The organism is Nostoc sphaeroides, from assembly GCF_003443655.1.
Lineage (GTDB): Bacteria > Cyanobacteriota > Cyanobacteriia > Cyanobacteriales > Nostocaceae > Nostoc > Nostoc sphaeroides.
In genome coordinates, this window is record NZ_CP031941.1 from 980,679 (window position 1) to 995,718 (window position 15,040).

Here is a 15,040-nt window from a genome sequence, read left to right on the forward strand (position 1 = left end):
GTCTACACTCAGTGGTAGTCTAATTAAAAGTGCAGTAGCGATTATCTAAACCTATCTACTTACTTATGTCCAAACCTGCTGATATCAGCACTAAACGCCTAATCAGTCTTGCACCCGATAACTGGGTAAAATGGGTAACACAAATTCCCGATGTTATTGTAGGTGAAATTCTCAACTCAGAATTTCAGTGGGTTAGTAGACAAAGTGATGTACTTATCCGTTTCGAGAATCCGCAGTATGGAAAATTTTTAGTTGTCAATGAATTACAACTGCGCTATAAACCGAAAATGCCACGACGGATGCGTGCTTATGCAGCTCTAGCTGAAGAAAAATATAATTTACCTACCTATCCAGTATTAATCAATATTCTTAAAGGAAGTAACACAGAAATACCTACAACATTTACATCAAATGTTGTAGGTTTAAGAGCAACTCAAGATTATCGGGTGATTAACCTATGGGAAGTTGATGTAAATACTGTCTTTGAGACACCATTACCATCCTTAATTCCATTTGTACCCATCCTCAAAGGCGGTGAAAACGAGGTTGTAATTCGAGAAGCCTTGCAAATTCTGCGTCAGGATGAACAATTAAATCAACTTGAAACAGTTTTGGCTTTTTTTGCTACGTTTGTAATAGAGAGTGCCCTAGTCCAAGAAATTATGAGGTGGGATATGGCTGTGTTGCGTGAGTCGCCTTGGTATCAAGAAATTTTACGTGAAGGAGAAGCACGCGGGGAGGCACGCGGGGAAGCACGCGGAGAAGCACGCGGAGAAGCACGCGGACGACGAGAGGAATTATATTCAGGTATTGAATTGGCACTGGAGATTAAATTTGGGACTCCTGGCTTAGATTTAATGCCAATCATTTACCAAATCACAGATTTACAGCGATTAAAAGTGATTCAACAGGCTATCAAAACCCTAAATACAGTTGAGGAATTACAGCGAGTTTGTGATTGATTTACTGGTAAAAAAACTTGTGATTTTTTCACTTAGCGATTCATACCACAATACGCTTAGGTTAAGGCCAAAAACTATCGAAGAAATCACAGTCTGCTGTTTGAAATGCGCCAAAAGCACCGCCAAACATTGCTTCTTTGATATATCTATCTTCGGCAAACCTGCCACCTTCTATGCTGTTATCGTGATAACCTTCATTGCCATCAAAAGCTTGTTCTGTTCCAGAATAGCAGGAATTTCTGGTGTAGTTAATTGCACTCCGACAGCATGAGCAACTTGTTGATAAAGATCATCCTTTGCGGTTCGTTAAAAAAAAATTACGTATCCTTCAAGCGGTAAGAGATTAATGCTGACAATTTTTTAAGTTTTCAATTAGCCACGCATACCATTTTTCTAAGCCAGTATTAGAAGTTGCAGAAACCTGAAAAATCTGAATTTGGGGATTTATTTGTCTAGCATAATCTATGCACTTTTGAACATCAAAATCTACATAAGGTAGCAAATCGATTTTCGTGAGAATCATGATATCACTAGCACGGAATATATGCGGGTATTTTAGCGGCTTATCTTCTCCCTCTGTGACGGAGAGAATTACCACTTTTGCCTGTTCTCCCAAATCAAATAAGGCTGGACAAACCAAATTTCCGACATTTTCAATCATCACAACAGAATTTAGAGGCGGATTCAGTTGTTGTAAACCTCTTTCTATCATTGAGGCATCTAAATGACAACCTGTTCCGGTGTTTATTTGGATGACTTTAGAACCTGTTTCTTTAATTTTTTTGGCATCGTTAGCAGTTTCTTGGTCGCCTTCAATGACACTAATAGATAATTGATGCTTTAAATCATTGATAGTTCGCGTTAAAAGAGTTGTTTTCCCTGCACCAGGAGAACTCATCAAATTTAAGGCGAGAATATTTCGACCTTTAAACCATCCCCGATTTTGGGCAGCTAGTAGGTTATTTTTTGCTAATATATCCTGTTCTAAAGATATTGTTGTGTTGTGTATTTTGGCATGAATTTGAGGCGCTTCTATATGAGTGTCATGACTGTGGGAGTGAGTAATAACAGTTCCATCTGGTAAAGTGTGAGTATGATGATGTTCAGCTTCATCTGTTTCTAAATTTGTGATTTTTATTTCGCCATCATCAGAACAACCGCAGGTTACACACATAATTCCTCGATTTCTATTTCTTTAATTTTCAGTTCTTCACCAGTAATTAAATCTAATCGCACGCTACCACAGTTACAGATTCCAAAAGGTTTATCTAAAAAAATTTCTGCACCACATTGGCGACATCGCCCTAATCCAGGAATTTCCAAAATTTCTAACATCGCCCCTTCTAAAACTGTGCCTTGAGTGCAAATATCAAAACAAAATCGGATAGCATCGGGCATGATGGCTGAAAGTTTGCCGATTTCTAATAAAACTCGCTGTACTTTTGCACCTTTGGCATGTTCAGTCACAATTGCCACAATATTTTGGGTTATTCCAAGTTCGTGCATACTATAAAATTTATTAACAAATTCGCGGTAATTGGTCGCCTACTAACATATCAACAATTCTTTCAGCACCAAAAGCAGTTTTTAATAATACGATACCTGCGGGTGAAGGAATAACTTCGCCAATAATACAAGCATCTTTGCCTGCTGGGTGTAATTTCATAGCTGATAAAACAGTTTCAGCATTCTTTTTTGGAACCACTACAACTAACTTACCTTCATTAGCTAAATATAAAGGGTCTAAACCGAGAATTTCGCAAACTCCGTTGACTTCTTCCCGCACTGGAATAGATTCTTCAAAGAGACGAATTCCCACATCGGAACTGAGGGCGAATTCATTTAGTACTGTAGCTAAACCACCGCGGGTAGCATCTCGCATAGCATGAATTTGGGGACATGTATGGAGAATAGTTTCTACTAAACTATGTAATGGCTGACAATCACTTTCAATATTAGTCTCTAAGGCTAACTCGCCACGGGCAATTAAAATTGCTGTCCCATGATTGCCTATTTCACCATTAATTATTACGGCATCTCCAGGTTTAATATTGTGAGCGGAAATGTTAACTCCTCGTGGAATGATACCAATACCAGCAGTATTAATAAAGAGTTTATCGGCAGCACCACGATGTACAACTTTTGTGTCACCAGTGACAATTTGAATACCAGCTTTTTCTGCGGCTATTTTCATGCTGGCTGCAACACGCCGCAAGGTTTCTACGGGTAATCCTTCTTCTAAAATTACGCTACAAGTTAGATATAAAGGTTTAGCACCACTGACAGCTAAATCATTAACTGTACCGTTTACGGCTAATTCTCCTATATCACTACCGGGGAAAAATAATGGGTCTACAACGTATGAATCTGTTGTAAATGCGAGTCTGTCTCCTTGTTGGAGGAGAGGGGCTAGGTTGAAGCTGGCTTGGTCTTCTAGTTGTGAGAGAATGGGGTTATCAAAATTGCTGACAAAGATATCATCTATTAAATCACGCATGGCTTTACCACCGCTACCATGTGCGAGAGTTATATGAGTGTCTTGTACTTTAGTTTGGCGGCGGCGGATTTTTTCTATTTTTTGGATTGGGTTTGTGGGGGAAATGTTCATATTAAAATTTTTTTAAACGCAAAGGGACGCAGAGGGAAGCGCGGAGGTACGCGGAGTTTTTAGTCTGAGGAGAAGCCGCAGGCGGGGAGGGGTTCTTGAGTTATTTTTGGTTTTTGGGTGATTGTTCTTTTGGCAATTGTGGAGAGTCGTCCGTATTTGTAATAGGCTGCACAAGCACCTTCGGAAGATACCATACAAGTACCAATGGGGGTTTCTGGGGTGCAGGCTGTACCGAATACTTTGCATTCCCAAGGCTTTAAGACTCCTTTGAGAATTTCTCCACATTTACAAGCTTTATGGTCGGCTACTTTGAGGTTAGGAATGATAAATTTAAGTTCGGCATCAAATTGGGCATATTCAGGTTGAATTTTTAATCCTGAATAGGGGATGTCACCTAAGCCGCGCCAATCAAAACTATCTCGCACTGCGAAAACTTTATTTATGGCTTGCAGGGCTACTGTATTTCCAGATTTTTGGACAATTCGGTTATATTGGTTTTCGACTTCACAACGATTTTCTACTAGCTGTTGCAATAGCATCCAAATCGATTGGAGAATATCTAAGGGTTCAAATCCTGAAACGACTATTGGCTTATTATATTGTTGGGAAATAAATTGATATGGGTCACTGCCTATTACCATACTGACATGGCCTGGCCCAACAAATCCATCTAGTTGCAAGTCGGGATTATCTAATAATGCTTTCAGGGCGGGAATCACGAGGACGTGATTGGAAAACATACTAAAGTTATGAATTTTTTCGCCTGCTGCTTGCAGAATGGTGAAGGCGGTGCTGGGGGCTGTGGTTTCAAAACCTAATGCGAAGAAGACTACTTCTTTGTCGGGGTTATCTCTGGCAATTTGCAGGCTGTCTAGGGGAGAGTACACCATACGGATGTCTGCACCTTGTGCCCTGGCTTGCAGTAAACTGGTTTTGGAACCGGGAACTCGCATTGCGTCGCCAAAGGTGGCAAAAATGACGTTATGATTTTGGGAGATTGCGATCGCATCATCTAATCTCCCTTTTGGCATCACGCATACTGGACAACCAGGCCCATGAATTAGTTCGATGGTTTGAGGTAATATTTCTTCGATACCGTATTTAAATATGGAATGGGTATGTCCGCCGCATACTTCCATGATTTTGATGGGTTTTTCTAGCTGGTGGCTTAATTTGGTGATTTCGCGGAGTATGGCTTCAGCTTTTTCAGGTTCGCGGAATTCGTCAACATATTTCATAGGGATTGGGGAATAGTTAATTTCGCTTTTGTGGTAGGGAGTTTTTACGAACCGCCAAGACGCCAAGAACGCCAAGGAAGAAAGAGGTGTGTTTTAAACCCTTTCTTTACATGAGACAAGAAAAGTCTATTATTTAATACTATTTCTTTGTGAAGCTGCGCTAAATCTCTTAATTTCTTATTTCTTGGCGTACTTGGCGTACTTGGCGGTTCGTTCTTTATTTCTTACACTATAAGCACATCTTCATACAGAATTGGTATAAGTACTAATTCCTGCTTGTGCTGCTGCTAATTCTTGGAAAAGTTGTAATGTTTCTGCCGCTTCTTGTTCGTTAATTCGATTCATAGCAAAGCCAACATGGACTAACACCCAATCACCAATACAAGCTTCGGGAGGATGTTGTTCATCAACGATGCAGGCAATATTTACTTCGCGCTTCACACCACCAATGTTAACTAGGGCTAGTTTATGGTTAACGTTGGTTATTTCTATAATTTGTCCGGGGATTCCTAAACACATTTTTTTATTTTTTAAGATAAACTAACCGCAGAGGCGCGGAGAACACAGAGAGAATTTTTTGTCATAAAACGGTTGTCAAATATCAATACTTGTGTATTAATTGTGCGGCTGCAATCACTGCTTGTCCTAGAGATAATCCGCCGTCATTAGCTGGAACTAAGCTATGAGTTAGTACTTTTATCCCCAATGTTTCTAATTGTTTGCTAACTTGCTGTAACAATATACAATTTTGAAAGACTCCTCCTGTTAAAGCTACCTGATTAATCAGATTTTCTTCACAAATATGCTTAACCATTTCCACAATCGCGTTAGCTAAACCTTTGTGAAATTTGGCAGCTATAACTGGTTGGGGAATCTGCTGTTGCAAGTCAGAGAGTAAGGCTTGCCACATTGGGCGTGAGTCTATACAGTAAATACTATCTGAAAAGCTAAAACTAAAAGGATATATTAGCGTTTCTTTATCATTATTTAAGCTACTAACATCTACTATAGCTTCCATTGCGATCGCAGCTTGTCCTTCATAACTACATTCTTCAGGGCAAATACCGATAGCCGCCGCTACTGCATCGAACAACCGCCCCACTGAAGAAGCTGGAGGAGAGTTAATTTTTTTCTCTATAAGTTGATTTAGTAGCTTTAGTGGTTTTTTATTCAGCAATTTTACGATTTCTAAATCAGCATACTGTTGTTGGCAATCATCCCAAAGGTTAGCAGCTATTAATTGGGCGTAGGTATTACGCCAAGGCTGATAAATTGCTTGTTCACCACCAATCATTGTGACTGGTTTAAATGTTGCTAGTCGCTCAAATTTCCGATAATCTGCTAAAAGAAATTCTCCGCCCCAAAGTGTACCATCATCACCGTAACCTAAACCATCTAAAGCAATCCCTAATACCGGAGGCGAATTTAAAGGAATCCCATTTTCTGCCATACAAGCAGCAATATGGGCGTGATGATGTTGAATTTGATGAATTGGAATTTGATTTGTATCTGCTAGTTCTTTACCAAGTTTGCTGGAAAGATATTCAGGATGTTTATCAATGGCGATTATTTCTGGTGTATGTTCAAAGAAATTCAAGTATAAGTTTAAAGTCTCTTGGTAAGCATTGAAAGCCGCAGCATTTTCTAAATCTCCCAAGTGTTGAGATAGAATCGCTTCTCCTTCACGCAATAAGCAAAAGGTATTTTTTAACTCACTACCCATTGCTAAAATTTGCGGCACATTGTCAAATCCTGGTGGTAAGCTAATCGATGCTGGTGCATATCCTCTAGCACGGCGAATTATTTGGACTTTATCTCTAATAACTCTTACCACCGAATCATCTACCCGATTAATAATCTCTCGGTTGTGAAAGAGAAAATAATCAGCGATTGTCCCTAATTTTTCTCTTGCTTCGTCATTATCAATACATTGTGGTTCATCGGCAAGATTACCACTTGTTAAAACAATTGGGCAATTCATCCGCCGCAAAATTAAATGATGCAAAGGCGTATAAGGTAGCATGAAACCAAGGGTATTTTGCCCCGATGCTACTGATGCTGCTACAAGTTTTTTACCTGTCGCTTGTAGTAAAACAATTGGTGCAGCAGAACTTGTCAATAGTTCTTTTTCTTTGGCATTGACAGTACAATATTGTTCAATTATTGCAATATCTCGCGCCATTAAAGCAAATGGTTTGTGATAGCGCCTTTTGCGCTGACGCAGTTTTTGTACAACGGTTTCCTGAGTTGCATCGCAAGCTAAATGAATACCACTTAAGCCTTTAATTGCGACAATCTCACCCTTTTGCAACAAAGTACAAACAGCATCCACATCATCTAGCATAGAAAACATGGAAGCAGTAACCGATTTACCATCAGCGCGTTCTAACCAAGCTGTGGGGCCACAAACATGACAAGCTACAGGTTGGGCGTGAAAACGGCGGTTCTCGACATCGTGGTATTCCTTTGCACATTCGGGACATATAGCAAACGCAGACATACTGGTATTGCATCTGTCATAAGGAATTGCACGAATAATACTCAGGCGAGGGCCGCAATGAGTGCAATTAGTAAAAGGGTAACGATAAAAGCGGCTAAAGGGATCAAATATTTCTTGTTGACACTGTGGACAAGTAGCTGCATCAGGGACAATTTCTGTTTTAATAGCATTATTGACACTACTAGAAATCACAAAATTGTTAAAGTTAAATTCACCTTTATAAGGAATTCTAGTTAGCTGATTAATTTTCGCTAATGGTGGACATTCTGTTTGCAATCTGGCAACAAATTCTGTTAATGCTTCCTCACTACCAGATACCCGAATTAATACACCTTGCCCATCATTACAAACATCTCCATACAAACCGCAAGCTTTAGCAAGACGATATACAGTAGGTCGAAATCCTACTCCCTGAACAGTACCGCGAACTCTAATTTCTTCAATCGGCATAGAGACTTCCAAATAAAAAAATACCCAAAAAACTCTCTTCTCCTCATTTCTCTGTGTTCTCTGTGTCTCTGTGGTTCGTTTATTTAGCTAATTTATTTCTTAGAAATCCCATAATTAAACTGCCACAGCAAAATTCGGTTATTTCCAGAATCAGCTATTACCAACCTATTGCCACAAATTTTTATCCCATAACACCAATTTAAACTATCTCGTTTAGGCAATCCGAAATTACGATTTTCACCTTTACTTTGAAAATTTATTTGTCCTGCCAACCCATCTGCCATCACACCTTGCAATGATAAAATTGATTCTGGCTTTCTCCATCCTAACAAACGAGAATTAGCAGTATCCGCAACTACTAACCAATCGCCAGCCACCGCCACACCATAAGGCATACTCAAACTACTAGCGCTAGGCAAATAAACTCCTTGATTCATTTCCACAAAATCAAAGCTTTTTTGTCCTAAAACCACAGCACAAGGAGTATTATTTTCTGTTGGCATTCCTTGCCAAATCATCACTCGGTGATTACCTGCATCGCTGACAACCAAATTTTCTCCCCAAAAAGCGATGTCGTGACACCAACGCATACTAGCTGCGGTTGGAGAATCACCGCCGTTTTCATTGCGAGATATCATATCCGGTTGTCCCAAAACTAAATCAGCCGGTTGACCATTTTCTGTTGGTAACTGATGCCAAATTAATAGTCTTCGATTACCAGTGTCAGCAATAAATAGCCGTCCTTGATGATAGTAAACACCATAAGGCCAGTGCATTGTACTAGCAGATGCTTGCTGATTGCCTCGATTTGGTTCATTCTCTGTAAAATTAACTTGCCCTAACACCAAATCTGCTGGAACATTGTTATCTTCTGGTAGGTTTTTCCAAATCAAAACTCGATGATTCCAAGCATCGGCGACAGCTAACCCTTCGCCGCAAGCAGAAATGCCTGTTGGTACACTTAAAGTTGTCCTTCCCGGTGTAATTTTAGCATTTTGTCCTTCATGATAAAAGTCAGGTTGTCCAATTACCCAATCAGCCGGTTGACTATCTCTCGTGGGTAAATTTTGCCATCCTAATAATCGATGATGTCCTGTATCTGATACCCATAATGGGCCAGTTTCTGATAACAAGCAAGCACCACGAGGCCCAAACATTGTTGTGGCATTGGGTGTTACAGGTATAACTAATTGTTCGGGTTCAATAATGTTACCTAAAATTACCTCTGCACCATGAGGTGATAGAGGTAAATATTGAGGATTTTCTGTTGCTTCTAGCGGTAATTGTGATATGGGATTAATTATGATTGGGATATCCATGAACCGCAGATAGATGCTGATAATTATTTAAAAACATTAATGGTGATTAGCATGTAACAACAGTAACGGTTTTGCATTATGCTTTTTCAAATTCAGTTAAAACTCAATACGGTTTAGTTAGTGCCAAAAACCTTGAAATGTGTAGGTTGGGTTGAGGAACTAAACCCAACATTTTCGGGGCTTTGTTGGGTTGCGCTTTGCTTAACCCAACCTACAATTTTCCTTAACTGAATCGTATTTACTTAAAACCTCTAATTAAGTTCTGTATTAATCAAGCTAAAAAAATTAATATGGCTTTTAGTAATTTTTGCTACATGGCAAGTTTTTCGCATGAGTGCGCGATTTACTGAAATGAGAAAGCAAACTGGGGTTTGAGAAAGTAAAAGCTTATTTTACTTGCGGAAAACACTAAAATGAGTAAGTCAAATGACCTTTTACTTGCGGAAAACACCAAAATGAGTAAGCAAACTGGAGTTTGAATAAGTAAAATCTCATTTTGCTTGCGGAAAACACTAAAATGAATAAGCAAACTGGGGTTTGAATAAGTCAAATGACCTTTTGAGAAAGTAATATGCCTTTTTACTTTCTCAAAACACTAAAATCAATACCTGAATTATACAAATGAGAAAGCATTCGGGCATTTTGCTTGCACAAAACACTAAAATGAATGCGCGAACTACTGAAATGAAAAAGTAAATTAGCCGTGATTGACTAATTGCCAAGTATATTTGCTGAAATCTTACCTTCGCATGATCATTTTTGTAGTTTCACAAAAACCTTATCGTCTTTAACCTTGACTGGATACGACTGAAGCGAAACATCAGGCACGGTTAAGCATTTACCTGTCTCTAATTTGTACTGGAATCCGTGGGCAGGACAGGTAATAATACCATTTTCAACTTTACCCTTTTCTAAGGGAGATCCTAGATGGGTACAGGCATTACGGTAACATTTTACTGTAACGCCTTGACGATGTAAAATTAGCGAAGTACCAGCAAGTTGTACTGCGATGACGTTAAACTCAGGAACTTCATCAATAGTTGCTACTTTGATCCAAGTACAAGTTATTTTTGAAGAGAATGGACTGATTAAACCAGAATTCGCGTTCTTAACAGCAGGGCTATTATTGACTGCAACAACTTTGGTAATTTCAGGACAATGGTTTTTTATTGCCTGTTCTACTCCCTGAGATAAAGTCAAAGTAGAAGCTGGACAACTGCTGCAAGTTCCGATTAATTTAACTTCTACTGTATCTGGGGGCTTAATTGCCACTAATTCTACATCACCATCATGGCTTTTTAAACCTGGGCGAACTTCTTCAAGGGCTGCCTGAATGCGTTGTGAAAGTGGAGGCTTTGGTGGTTTGACTAGTTCGTGATAGAGTAGCACTGCATATACTAATTCATCTGCAACAGCATGGCGCAAAGCCGGCAGTGATTCTTGTTTTAGGCTTTTAATCAAATTAGTCAACGCAGCTTTATGCAAAGCTTCAATTGCTCTTTTTAGACCTACTGCTACACACCGTTGGCTTTCATCCCACTCGGATATAATTGCCTCGAAACGATTAATTTCCTGAATTAATTCTTCAAGATTTGTCATTTGTCATTGGGCATTGGGCATTGGGCATGGGGCATTGGGTATTGGTTGTTTATCAATGACAATTCATACCAATTCGTAATTAAGAAAGTCAGATATTGTTTGGGTTTCGGAGTTGGAATGTGTTACCTGATTTTAGAGGATTGGTATCACTTCGTTTTAAAATCCTTGAAGAGAAACGGCATAATCATGCCCGTCACTAAACTAGATAAGATGATTGGTATGTAGAAGGGAATGGGGGCTTGTGCAAGTAACACTAGCAGTAAAAAACCTACGGCAATACCAATAGTAGTTTGCTTGAGAAAAAATCTTGGATTGCGTATTAGCTTTCCTTTAAAAAACAACTTGGCAGATAACCATCCTAGCTCTAACATATTTTATCCTAATAATTTGTCAAGAAATTTAAAGCAACAAGTCCTAAGAAGATGGCAGGAATTACACCCGCAGGGGCAAATAATGCACCAAGCATTGCTGAAAGTTGATATCCTATATCTTTCCCAGCTAATATCATTCCACCAATTGCACCGCCAACCATAGCCAAGGCTGTTGCTATAATTAGCCACACCAATTCTGTTGCTATGTTAAGATCGCCATCTGCTAAACTTGTGAGAAAATTTATCACATTTGGCGTTGTTAAAATGTCTCTCATGCTGTTTTTCCTCATTGTTTAAGTAAAGAGTTAAGAATCAATTTAGATTCATAACCAATACGCGTGGGTTTTTGAGACGCGATAAATCGTGGGTTTTTGAGACGCGATAAATCGTGGGTTTTTGAGACGCGATAAATCGTGGGTTTTTGAGACGCGATAAATCGTGGGTTTTTGAGACGCGATAAATCGCCGTCTCTACAAGGGTTTTGGTCTATAACTTCTAACCCTTCATTTCTACTTCTACATCTTGTAATGCTTGGACTACTACCTCTGCTTGGGCAATTTGTTGGTATTCTGTAAATATTTCTAAAGCACTTTGATAGTAGATACGGGCTTGCAAAAGATTTTGAGGATTACCAGCTTCTGGTTTTTCAGGATCGTCTGGTAAGTTGAATAGGGCGTTGGCTTTGTTGGAAATTGTGTTAGCGTACTCTAAAGGTGTATCTTTAGCGTTACGCACTTTTAGCGCTTCGTCATAAGCTGCGATCGCACGTAAGTTATTCTCGACAGGATGGGAACTCACTAAATATTGCAAAGCGTTACCTAAGTTGTTTTGCAACATGGCATATTCTCTAGGATGATCGATTAGATTAATATGCTTTAGTGCTACCTCAAATGATTGCACAGCTAACCCTTGACGCAAGTATTCCCGTTCCGATGCTAGGGGCATAGAAAGGTAAGCGATCGCAATATTGTTATACAAAATCGCGTATTCTTGGGGGTAATCTTCCCAAGTAAACACCCGCAAAGCCTCATGATAAGCCTGGATGCTGTCGGTTATCCGCGCCAAATTGAACGGTACAAGCGACTGCAACACTAGCCCAAAATTCATTTGCGTCTCTGCTACTTCCTCTGGAGAAGCTAATTGTTGTAAAATCGGTAACGCCTCTTCATAACCGACTTTAGCTTGCAGCAGCAGTTCGTAATCAGCATCCGGTATTGCCTGTAATGTCCCTGCCATACCCACTTTGGCCCTGGCTTTCAGTAGGGGATACTCCTCACCACACATTTCATAGGCCCGGTAATATAAACCAACTGCATTTCGCAAGTCTTGGGCAACTTTGGGCTTTTTTTGAAAACCCTGTGCTATCTCAATCAGCATTTGGATTTTTTCTTCTGCTGAAGCTGACTCTGAAGCAACAGCTGCTACCGCAGCCTTCACCGCCGAATCTGTAATGCTGGGGTTCATAACTCTGCCGTACTCTAGCCAATTGGGAATTGAGTCCAACACCCATGAATGATTGAGATACGCATTTGCATCTAATCACGGGCAATACTGATTTACGCAGGCTTCGAGTCCTTTAGGCGGAATTCCCCTTTTTGTCTGAGACGAGGGATTAGTGACTGGTGACTAGAGACTGGGAATTAGGGAAGAGTTTCCCAATCCCCAATACCTAGTCCCCAATCTCTAAAATATAAAACACCCTATTTATAAAATTCTAGGGGGAAATTGCTAATATTAATGTCAGCTTTAAACACCTAATTTTTTTAAAATACTTTTTGTATCATCACTCGACACAATTCAAATATTATTTATGGAATTGTTGACATACATATATGCACTATCTTACCAGCTAATTTTTGTATATTCCAAAGATTCGCCACGGAATCGTCAAAGTGTAAAATATATTCATCAACGACTGTAAAACAAGCTACCTTGAAAACAGACAGTATCTTCTATCGGATCTTTCAGAGTATCCCCACTACTTTCTTTGAACTGATTAACCAACCACCACAACTAGCCAGTGTTTACCAATTTTCTTCAGTAGAAGTCAAACAACTAGCCTTTAGAATCGATGGCGTTTTCCTGCCAAATGCAGCAGAACTACCCATCTATTTTGCCGAAGTGCAATTTCAACCAGACAAAAAGTTCTACTCACGTTTATTTACCGAAATCTTTAACTATCTCGACAAAACCGAATTAATCAATAATTGGCGTGGTGTTGTCATCTACCCCAACCGCAGCGTTGATACTGGAGATAGCGAAAGATATACAGAATTACTCAACTCACAACGAGTGACTCGCGTCTATCTTGACGAATTAAGCTCAATTGAAGCATCATCAATCGGTATAGAGACAGTTAAAGTAATTCGTAATTCGTAATTCGTAATTCGTAATTAAGTTTTGTAATGGGGATTTAACCCCAACACAAAACTTGCCGGTTTTAGAACCGGGGGACTTAAACCCACGGAACTAGTTAAAATCTGACTGCTTAAAATACTCATCCTTTCGCACGAATTAACAGCTAGCAGGAATGAATTCAGTACGCGAGGTTATTTAACGCCAGTAAGTAAAAAATAATAATTTTGTTTTTACTGTTTTTTATTTGTTAAATCTGTTACGAGTATAACAAACATAATAATTTAAAATAATCTCGTCCAACTTTTGACTATTGTTAATGATTAATTCTTTTTTAATGAAAGAGAATTAAATCAAAAAATATCTTAGTATTGAAAAACAAATATTGATAAGCAGGTGAGACTTTACAAGCATTATCACCTACATCATGCATGGGAAACAATACAAAAACACCTAGCCGATGACTAACGTACTATGGCTACAAGGTGGTGCTTGTTCAGGCAACACCATGTCATTTCTCAACGCTGAAGAACCGACAGTCTGCGATTTAATTGCCGACTTTGGTATCAATATACTTTGGCATCCTTCCTTGGGGCTGGAACTAGGCAACGATTTGCAAACACTGCTACGGAATTGTATTTCTGGCACAATTCCTTTAGATATCTTGGTATTTGAAGGCAGCGTTGTTAATGCCCCCAACGGTACTGGCGAATGGAATCGGTTTGCCGATCGCGCCATGAAAGATTGGTTATTAGACCTTGCTAAAGTTGCTAAATTTATCGTCGCTGTGGGAGACTGTGCCACCTGGGGAGGAATTCCCGCCATGTCACCTAATCCTAGCGAATCGGAAGGTTTACAATTTCTCAAGCGCCAAGAAGGCGGCTTTTTAGGGAAAGATTTCGTATCACAAGCGGGATTACCTGTAATTAATATACCTGGATGTCCTGCCCATCCCGACTGGATTACGCAGATATTAGTTGCGATCGCTACTGGACGCATAGCAGACATTGCTTTCGATGAACTAAATCGTCCTCAAACCTTCTTCAACACCTATACCCAAACTGGTTGTACCCGCAACGTTCACTTTGCCTACAAAGCATCAACCAGCGAATTTGGTCAGCGCAAAGGCTGTCTATTTTATGACTTGGGTTGTCGCGGCCCCATGACTCATTCCTCCTGCAACCGCATCTTATGGAACCGCGTCTCTTCCAAAACTCGCGCCGGAATGCCTTGTTTAGGTTGCACAGAACCAGAATTTCCCTTCTTTGACCTCAAACCAGGAACAGTATTTAAAACCCAAACAGTAATGGGAGTTCCCAAAGAATTACCGCCAGGATTCAACAAAAAAGACTACGCCTTACTCACAATGGTTGCAAAAGATGCAGCGCCAGCTTGGGCAGAAGAAGACTTTTTTACAGTTTAGTCATTAGTCATTTGTGATTTGACCAATGACTATAACCTAATACAGTTCAGAATGAGCAACAAAACACTTGTAGAGACGGCGATTTATCGCGTCTTGAAAACCCAAGCGTATTAGACTATAACCTTTCACACTCCCATCAACGATAAATCAAGGGTTTCGACCATTTTGCAGGAGAGGCGAGTGAATAATTACCAATGATAAATGACCAATGACCA

Annotated in this window: 13 protein-coding genes and 1 pseudogene; 3 read left to right on the top strand and 11 right to left on the bottom strand. The window is 39.7% G+C overall.

The features are described from left to right. Positions 1-65: 65 nt before the first annotated feature. On the top strand, positions 66-962 hold the full coding sequence (locus D1367_RS04520; RefSeq protein WP_118163577.1) for an RpnC/YadD family protein: 897 nt from the start codon (positions 66-68) through the stop codon (positions 960-962). Positions 963-1,305: 343 nt separating this feature from the next. On the opposite strand, the gene hypB is transcribed toward D1367_RS04520, so the two are convergent. From hypB to D1367_RS04585, 11 genes are all read right to left on the bottom strand, one after another. After that, positions 1,306-2,136, bottom strand: a complete 831-nt coding sequence (gene hypB / locus D1367_RS04530) for a hydrogenase nickel incorporation protein HypB (RefSeq protein ID WP_118163582.1) — start codon at positions 2,134-2,136, stop codon at positions 1,306-1,308. Continuing rightward, the gene (gene hypA, locus D1367_RS04535; RefSeq protein ID WP_118163585.1) at positions 2,127-2,468 is read right to left on the bottom strand and encodes a hydrogenase maturation nickel metallochaperone HypA; all 342 of its coding nucleotides are present in this window, start codon (positions 2,466-2,468) and stop codon (positions 2,127-2,129) included. Before hypA ends, hypB begins: the two co-directional genes overlap by 10 nt. 13 nt (positions 2,469-2,481) lie before the next feature. After that, positions 2,482-3,570 (bottom strand): hydrogenase expression/formation protein HypE, encoded by a 1,089-nt coding sequence (gene hypE / locus D1367_RS04540; RefSeq protein WP_118163590.1) that lies wholly within the window; start codon positions 3,568-3,570, stop codon positions 2,482-2,484. Between the two features lie 59 nt (positions 3,571-3,629). Next, positions 3,630-4,808, bottom strand: a complete 1,179-nt coding sequence (hypD, locus tag D1367_RS04545; protein ID WP_118163593.1) for a hydrogenase formation protein HypD — start codon at positions 4,806-4,808, stop codon at positions 3,630-3,632. Between the two features lie 243 nt (positions 4,809-5,051). Then, complete coding sequence (locus tag D1367_RS04550) at positions 5,052-5,327, bottom strand: HypC/HybG/HupF family hydrogenase formation chaperone (RefSeq protein WP_118163596.1); 276 nt, start codon at positions 5,325-5,327, stop codon at positions 5,052-5,054. Between the two features lie 82 nt (positions 5,328-5,409). After that, entirely contained in the window at positions 5,410-7,758 is a 2,349-nt protein-coding gene (gene hypF / locus D1367_RS04555) for a carbamoyltransferase HypF (RefSeq protein WP_118163601.1), read from the bottom strand. Between the two features lie 92 nt (positions 7,759-7,850). Continuing rightward, positions 7,851-9,077, bottom strand: a complete 1,227-nt coding sequence (locus D1367_RS04560) for an NHL repeat-containing protein (RefSeq protein ID WP_220451005.1) — start codon at positions 9,075-9,077, stop codon at positions 7,851-7,853. A gap of 753 nt (positions 9,078-9,830) precedes the next feature. Then, the gene (locus D1367_RS04565; RefSeq protein WP_118163606.1) at positions 9,831-10,676 is read right to left on the bottom strand and encodes a NifU family protein; all 846 of its coding nucleotides are present in this window, start codon (positions 10,674-10,676) and stop codon (positions 9,831-9,833) included. A 146-nt stretch (positions 10,677-10,822) separates the two neighbouring features. Further along, entirely contained in the window at positions 10,823-11,047 is a 225-nt protein-coding gene (locus D1367_RS04575; protein ID WP_118163615.1) for a hypothetical protein, read from the bottom strand. Between the two features lie 8 nt (positions 11,048-11,055). Continuing rightward, complete coding sequence (locus D1367_RS04580) at positions 11,056-11,322, bottom strand: asr0689 family protein (protein ID WP_118163618.1); 267 nt, start codon at positions 11,320-11,322, stop codon at positions 11,056-11,058. 220 nt (positions 11,323-11,542) lie between these two features. Beyond that, positions 11,543-12,511, bottom strand: coding sequence for a hypothetical protein (locus D1367_RS04585; RefSeq protein WP_118163622.1), 969 nt, complete (start codon positions 12,509-12,511; stop codon positions 11,543-11,545). A gap of 468 nt (positions 12,512-12,979) precedes the next feature. Here D1367_RS04585 and D1367_RS04590 point away from each other — a divergent pair. Both D1367_RS04590 and D1367_RS04595 read left to right on the top strand, forming a co-directional pair. Next, positions 12,980-13,414: pseudogene (locus D1367_RS04590) on the top strand (Rpn family recombination-promoting nuclease/putative transposase); the annotation flags it as partial. Positions 13,415-13,862: 448 nt separating this feature from the next. After that, positions 13,863-14,825, top strand: a complete 963-nt coding sequence (locus D1367_RS04595) for a hydrogenase small subunit (RefSeq protein ID WP_118163627.1) — start codon at positions 13,863-13,865, stop codon at positions 14,823-14,825. The last annotated feature ends 215 nt before the right edge of the window (positions 14,826-15,040 follow it).

Excerpts from the sequence above, each read along its gene's own strand:
- D1367_RS04580 (WP_118163618.1), bottom strand. The coding sequence starts at position 11,322 with ATGAGAGACATTTTAACAACGCCAAATGTGATAAATTTTCTCACAAGT.
- hypD (WP_118163593.1), bottom strand. The coding sequence starts at position 4,808 with ATGAAATATGTTGACGAATTCCGCGAACCTGAAAAAGCTGAAGCCATA.
- hypA (WP_118163585.1), bottom strand. The coding sequence starts at position 2,468 with ATGCACGAACTTGGAATAACCCAAAATATTGTGGCAATTGTGACTGAA.
- D1367_RS04585 (WP_118163622.1), bottom strand. The coding sequence starts at position 12,511 with ATGAACCCCAGCATTACAGATTCGGCGGTGAAGGCTGCGGTAGCAGCT.
- D1367_RS04560 (WP_220451005.1), bottom strand. The coding sequence starts at position 9,077 with ATGGATATCCCAATCATAATTAATCCCATATCACAATTACCGCTAGAA.
- D1367_RS04565 (WP_118163606.1), bottom strand. The coding sequence starts at position 10,676 with ATGACAAATCTTGAAGAATTAATTCAGGAAATTAATCGTTTCGAGGCA.
- D1367_RS04575 (WP_118163615.1), bottom strand. The coding sequence starts at position 11,047 with ATGTTAGAGCTAGGATGGTTATCTGCCAAGTTGTTTTTTAAAGGAAAG.
- D1367_RS04520 (WP_118163577.1), top strand. The coding sequence starts at position 66 with ATGTCCAAACCTGCTGATATCAGCACTAAACGCCTAATCAGTCTTGCA.
- hypF (WP_118163601.1), bottom strand. The coding sequence starts at position 7,758 with ATGCCGATTGAAGAAATTAGAGTTCGCGGTACTGTTCAGGGAGTAGGA.
- D1367_RS04550 (WP_118163596.1), bottom strand. The coding sequence starts at position 5,327 with ATGTGTTTAGGAATCCCCGGACAAATTATAGAAATAACCAACGTTAAC.
- D1367_RS04595 (WP_118163627.1), top strand. The coding sequence starts at position 13,863 with ATGACTAACGTACTATGGCTACAAGGTGGTGCTTGTTCAGGCAACACC.
- hypB (WP_118163582.1), bottom strand. The coding sequence starts at position 2,136 with ATGTGTGTAACCTGCGGTTGTTCTGATGATGGCGAAATAAAAATCACA.
- hypE (WP_118163590.1), bottom strand. The coding sequence starts at position 3,570 with ATGAACATTTCCCCCACAAACCCAATCCAAAAAATAGAAAAAATCCGC.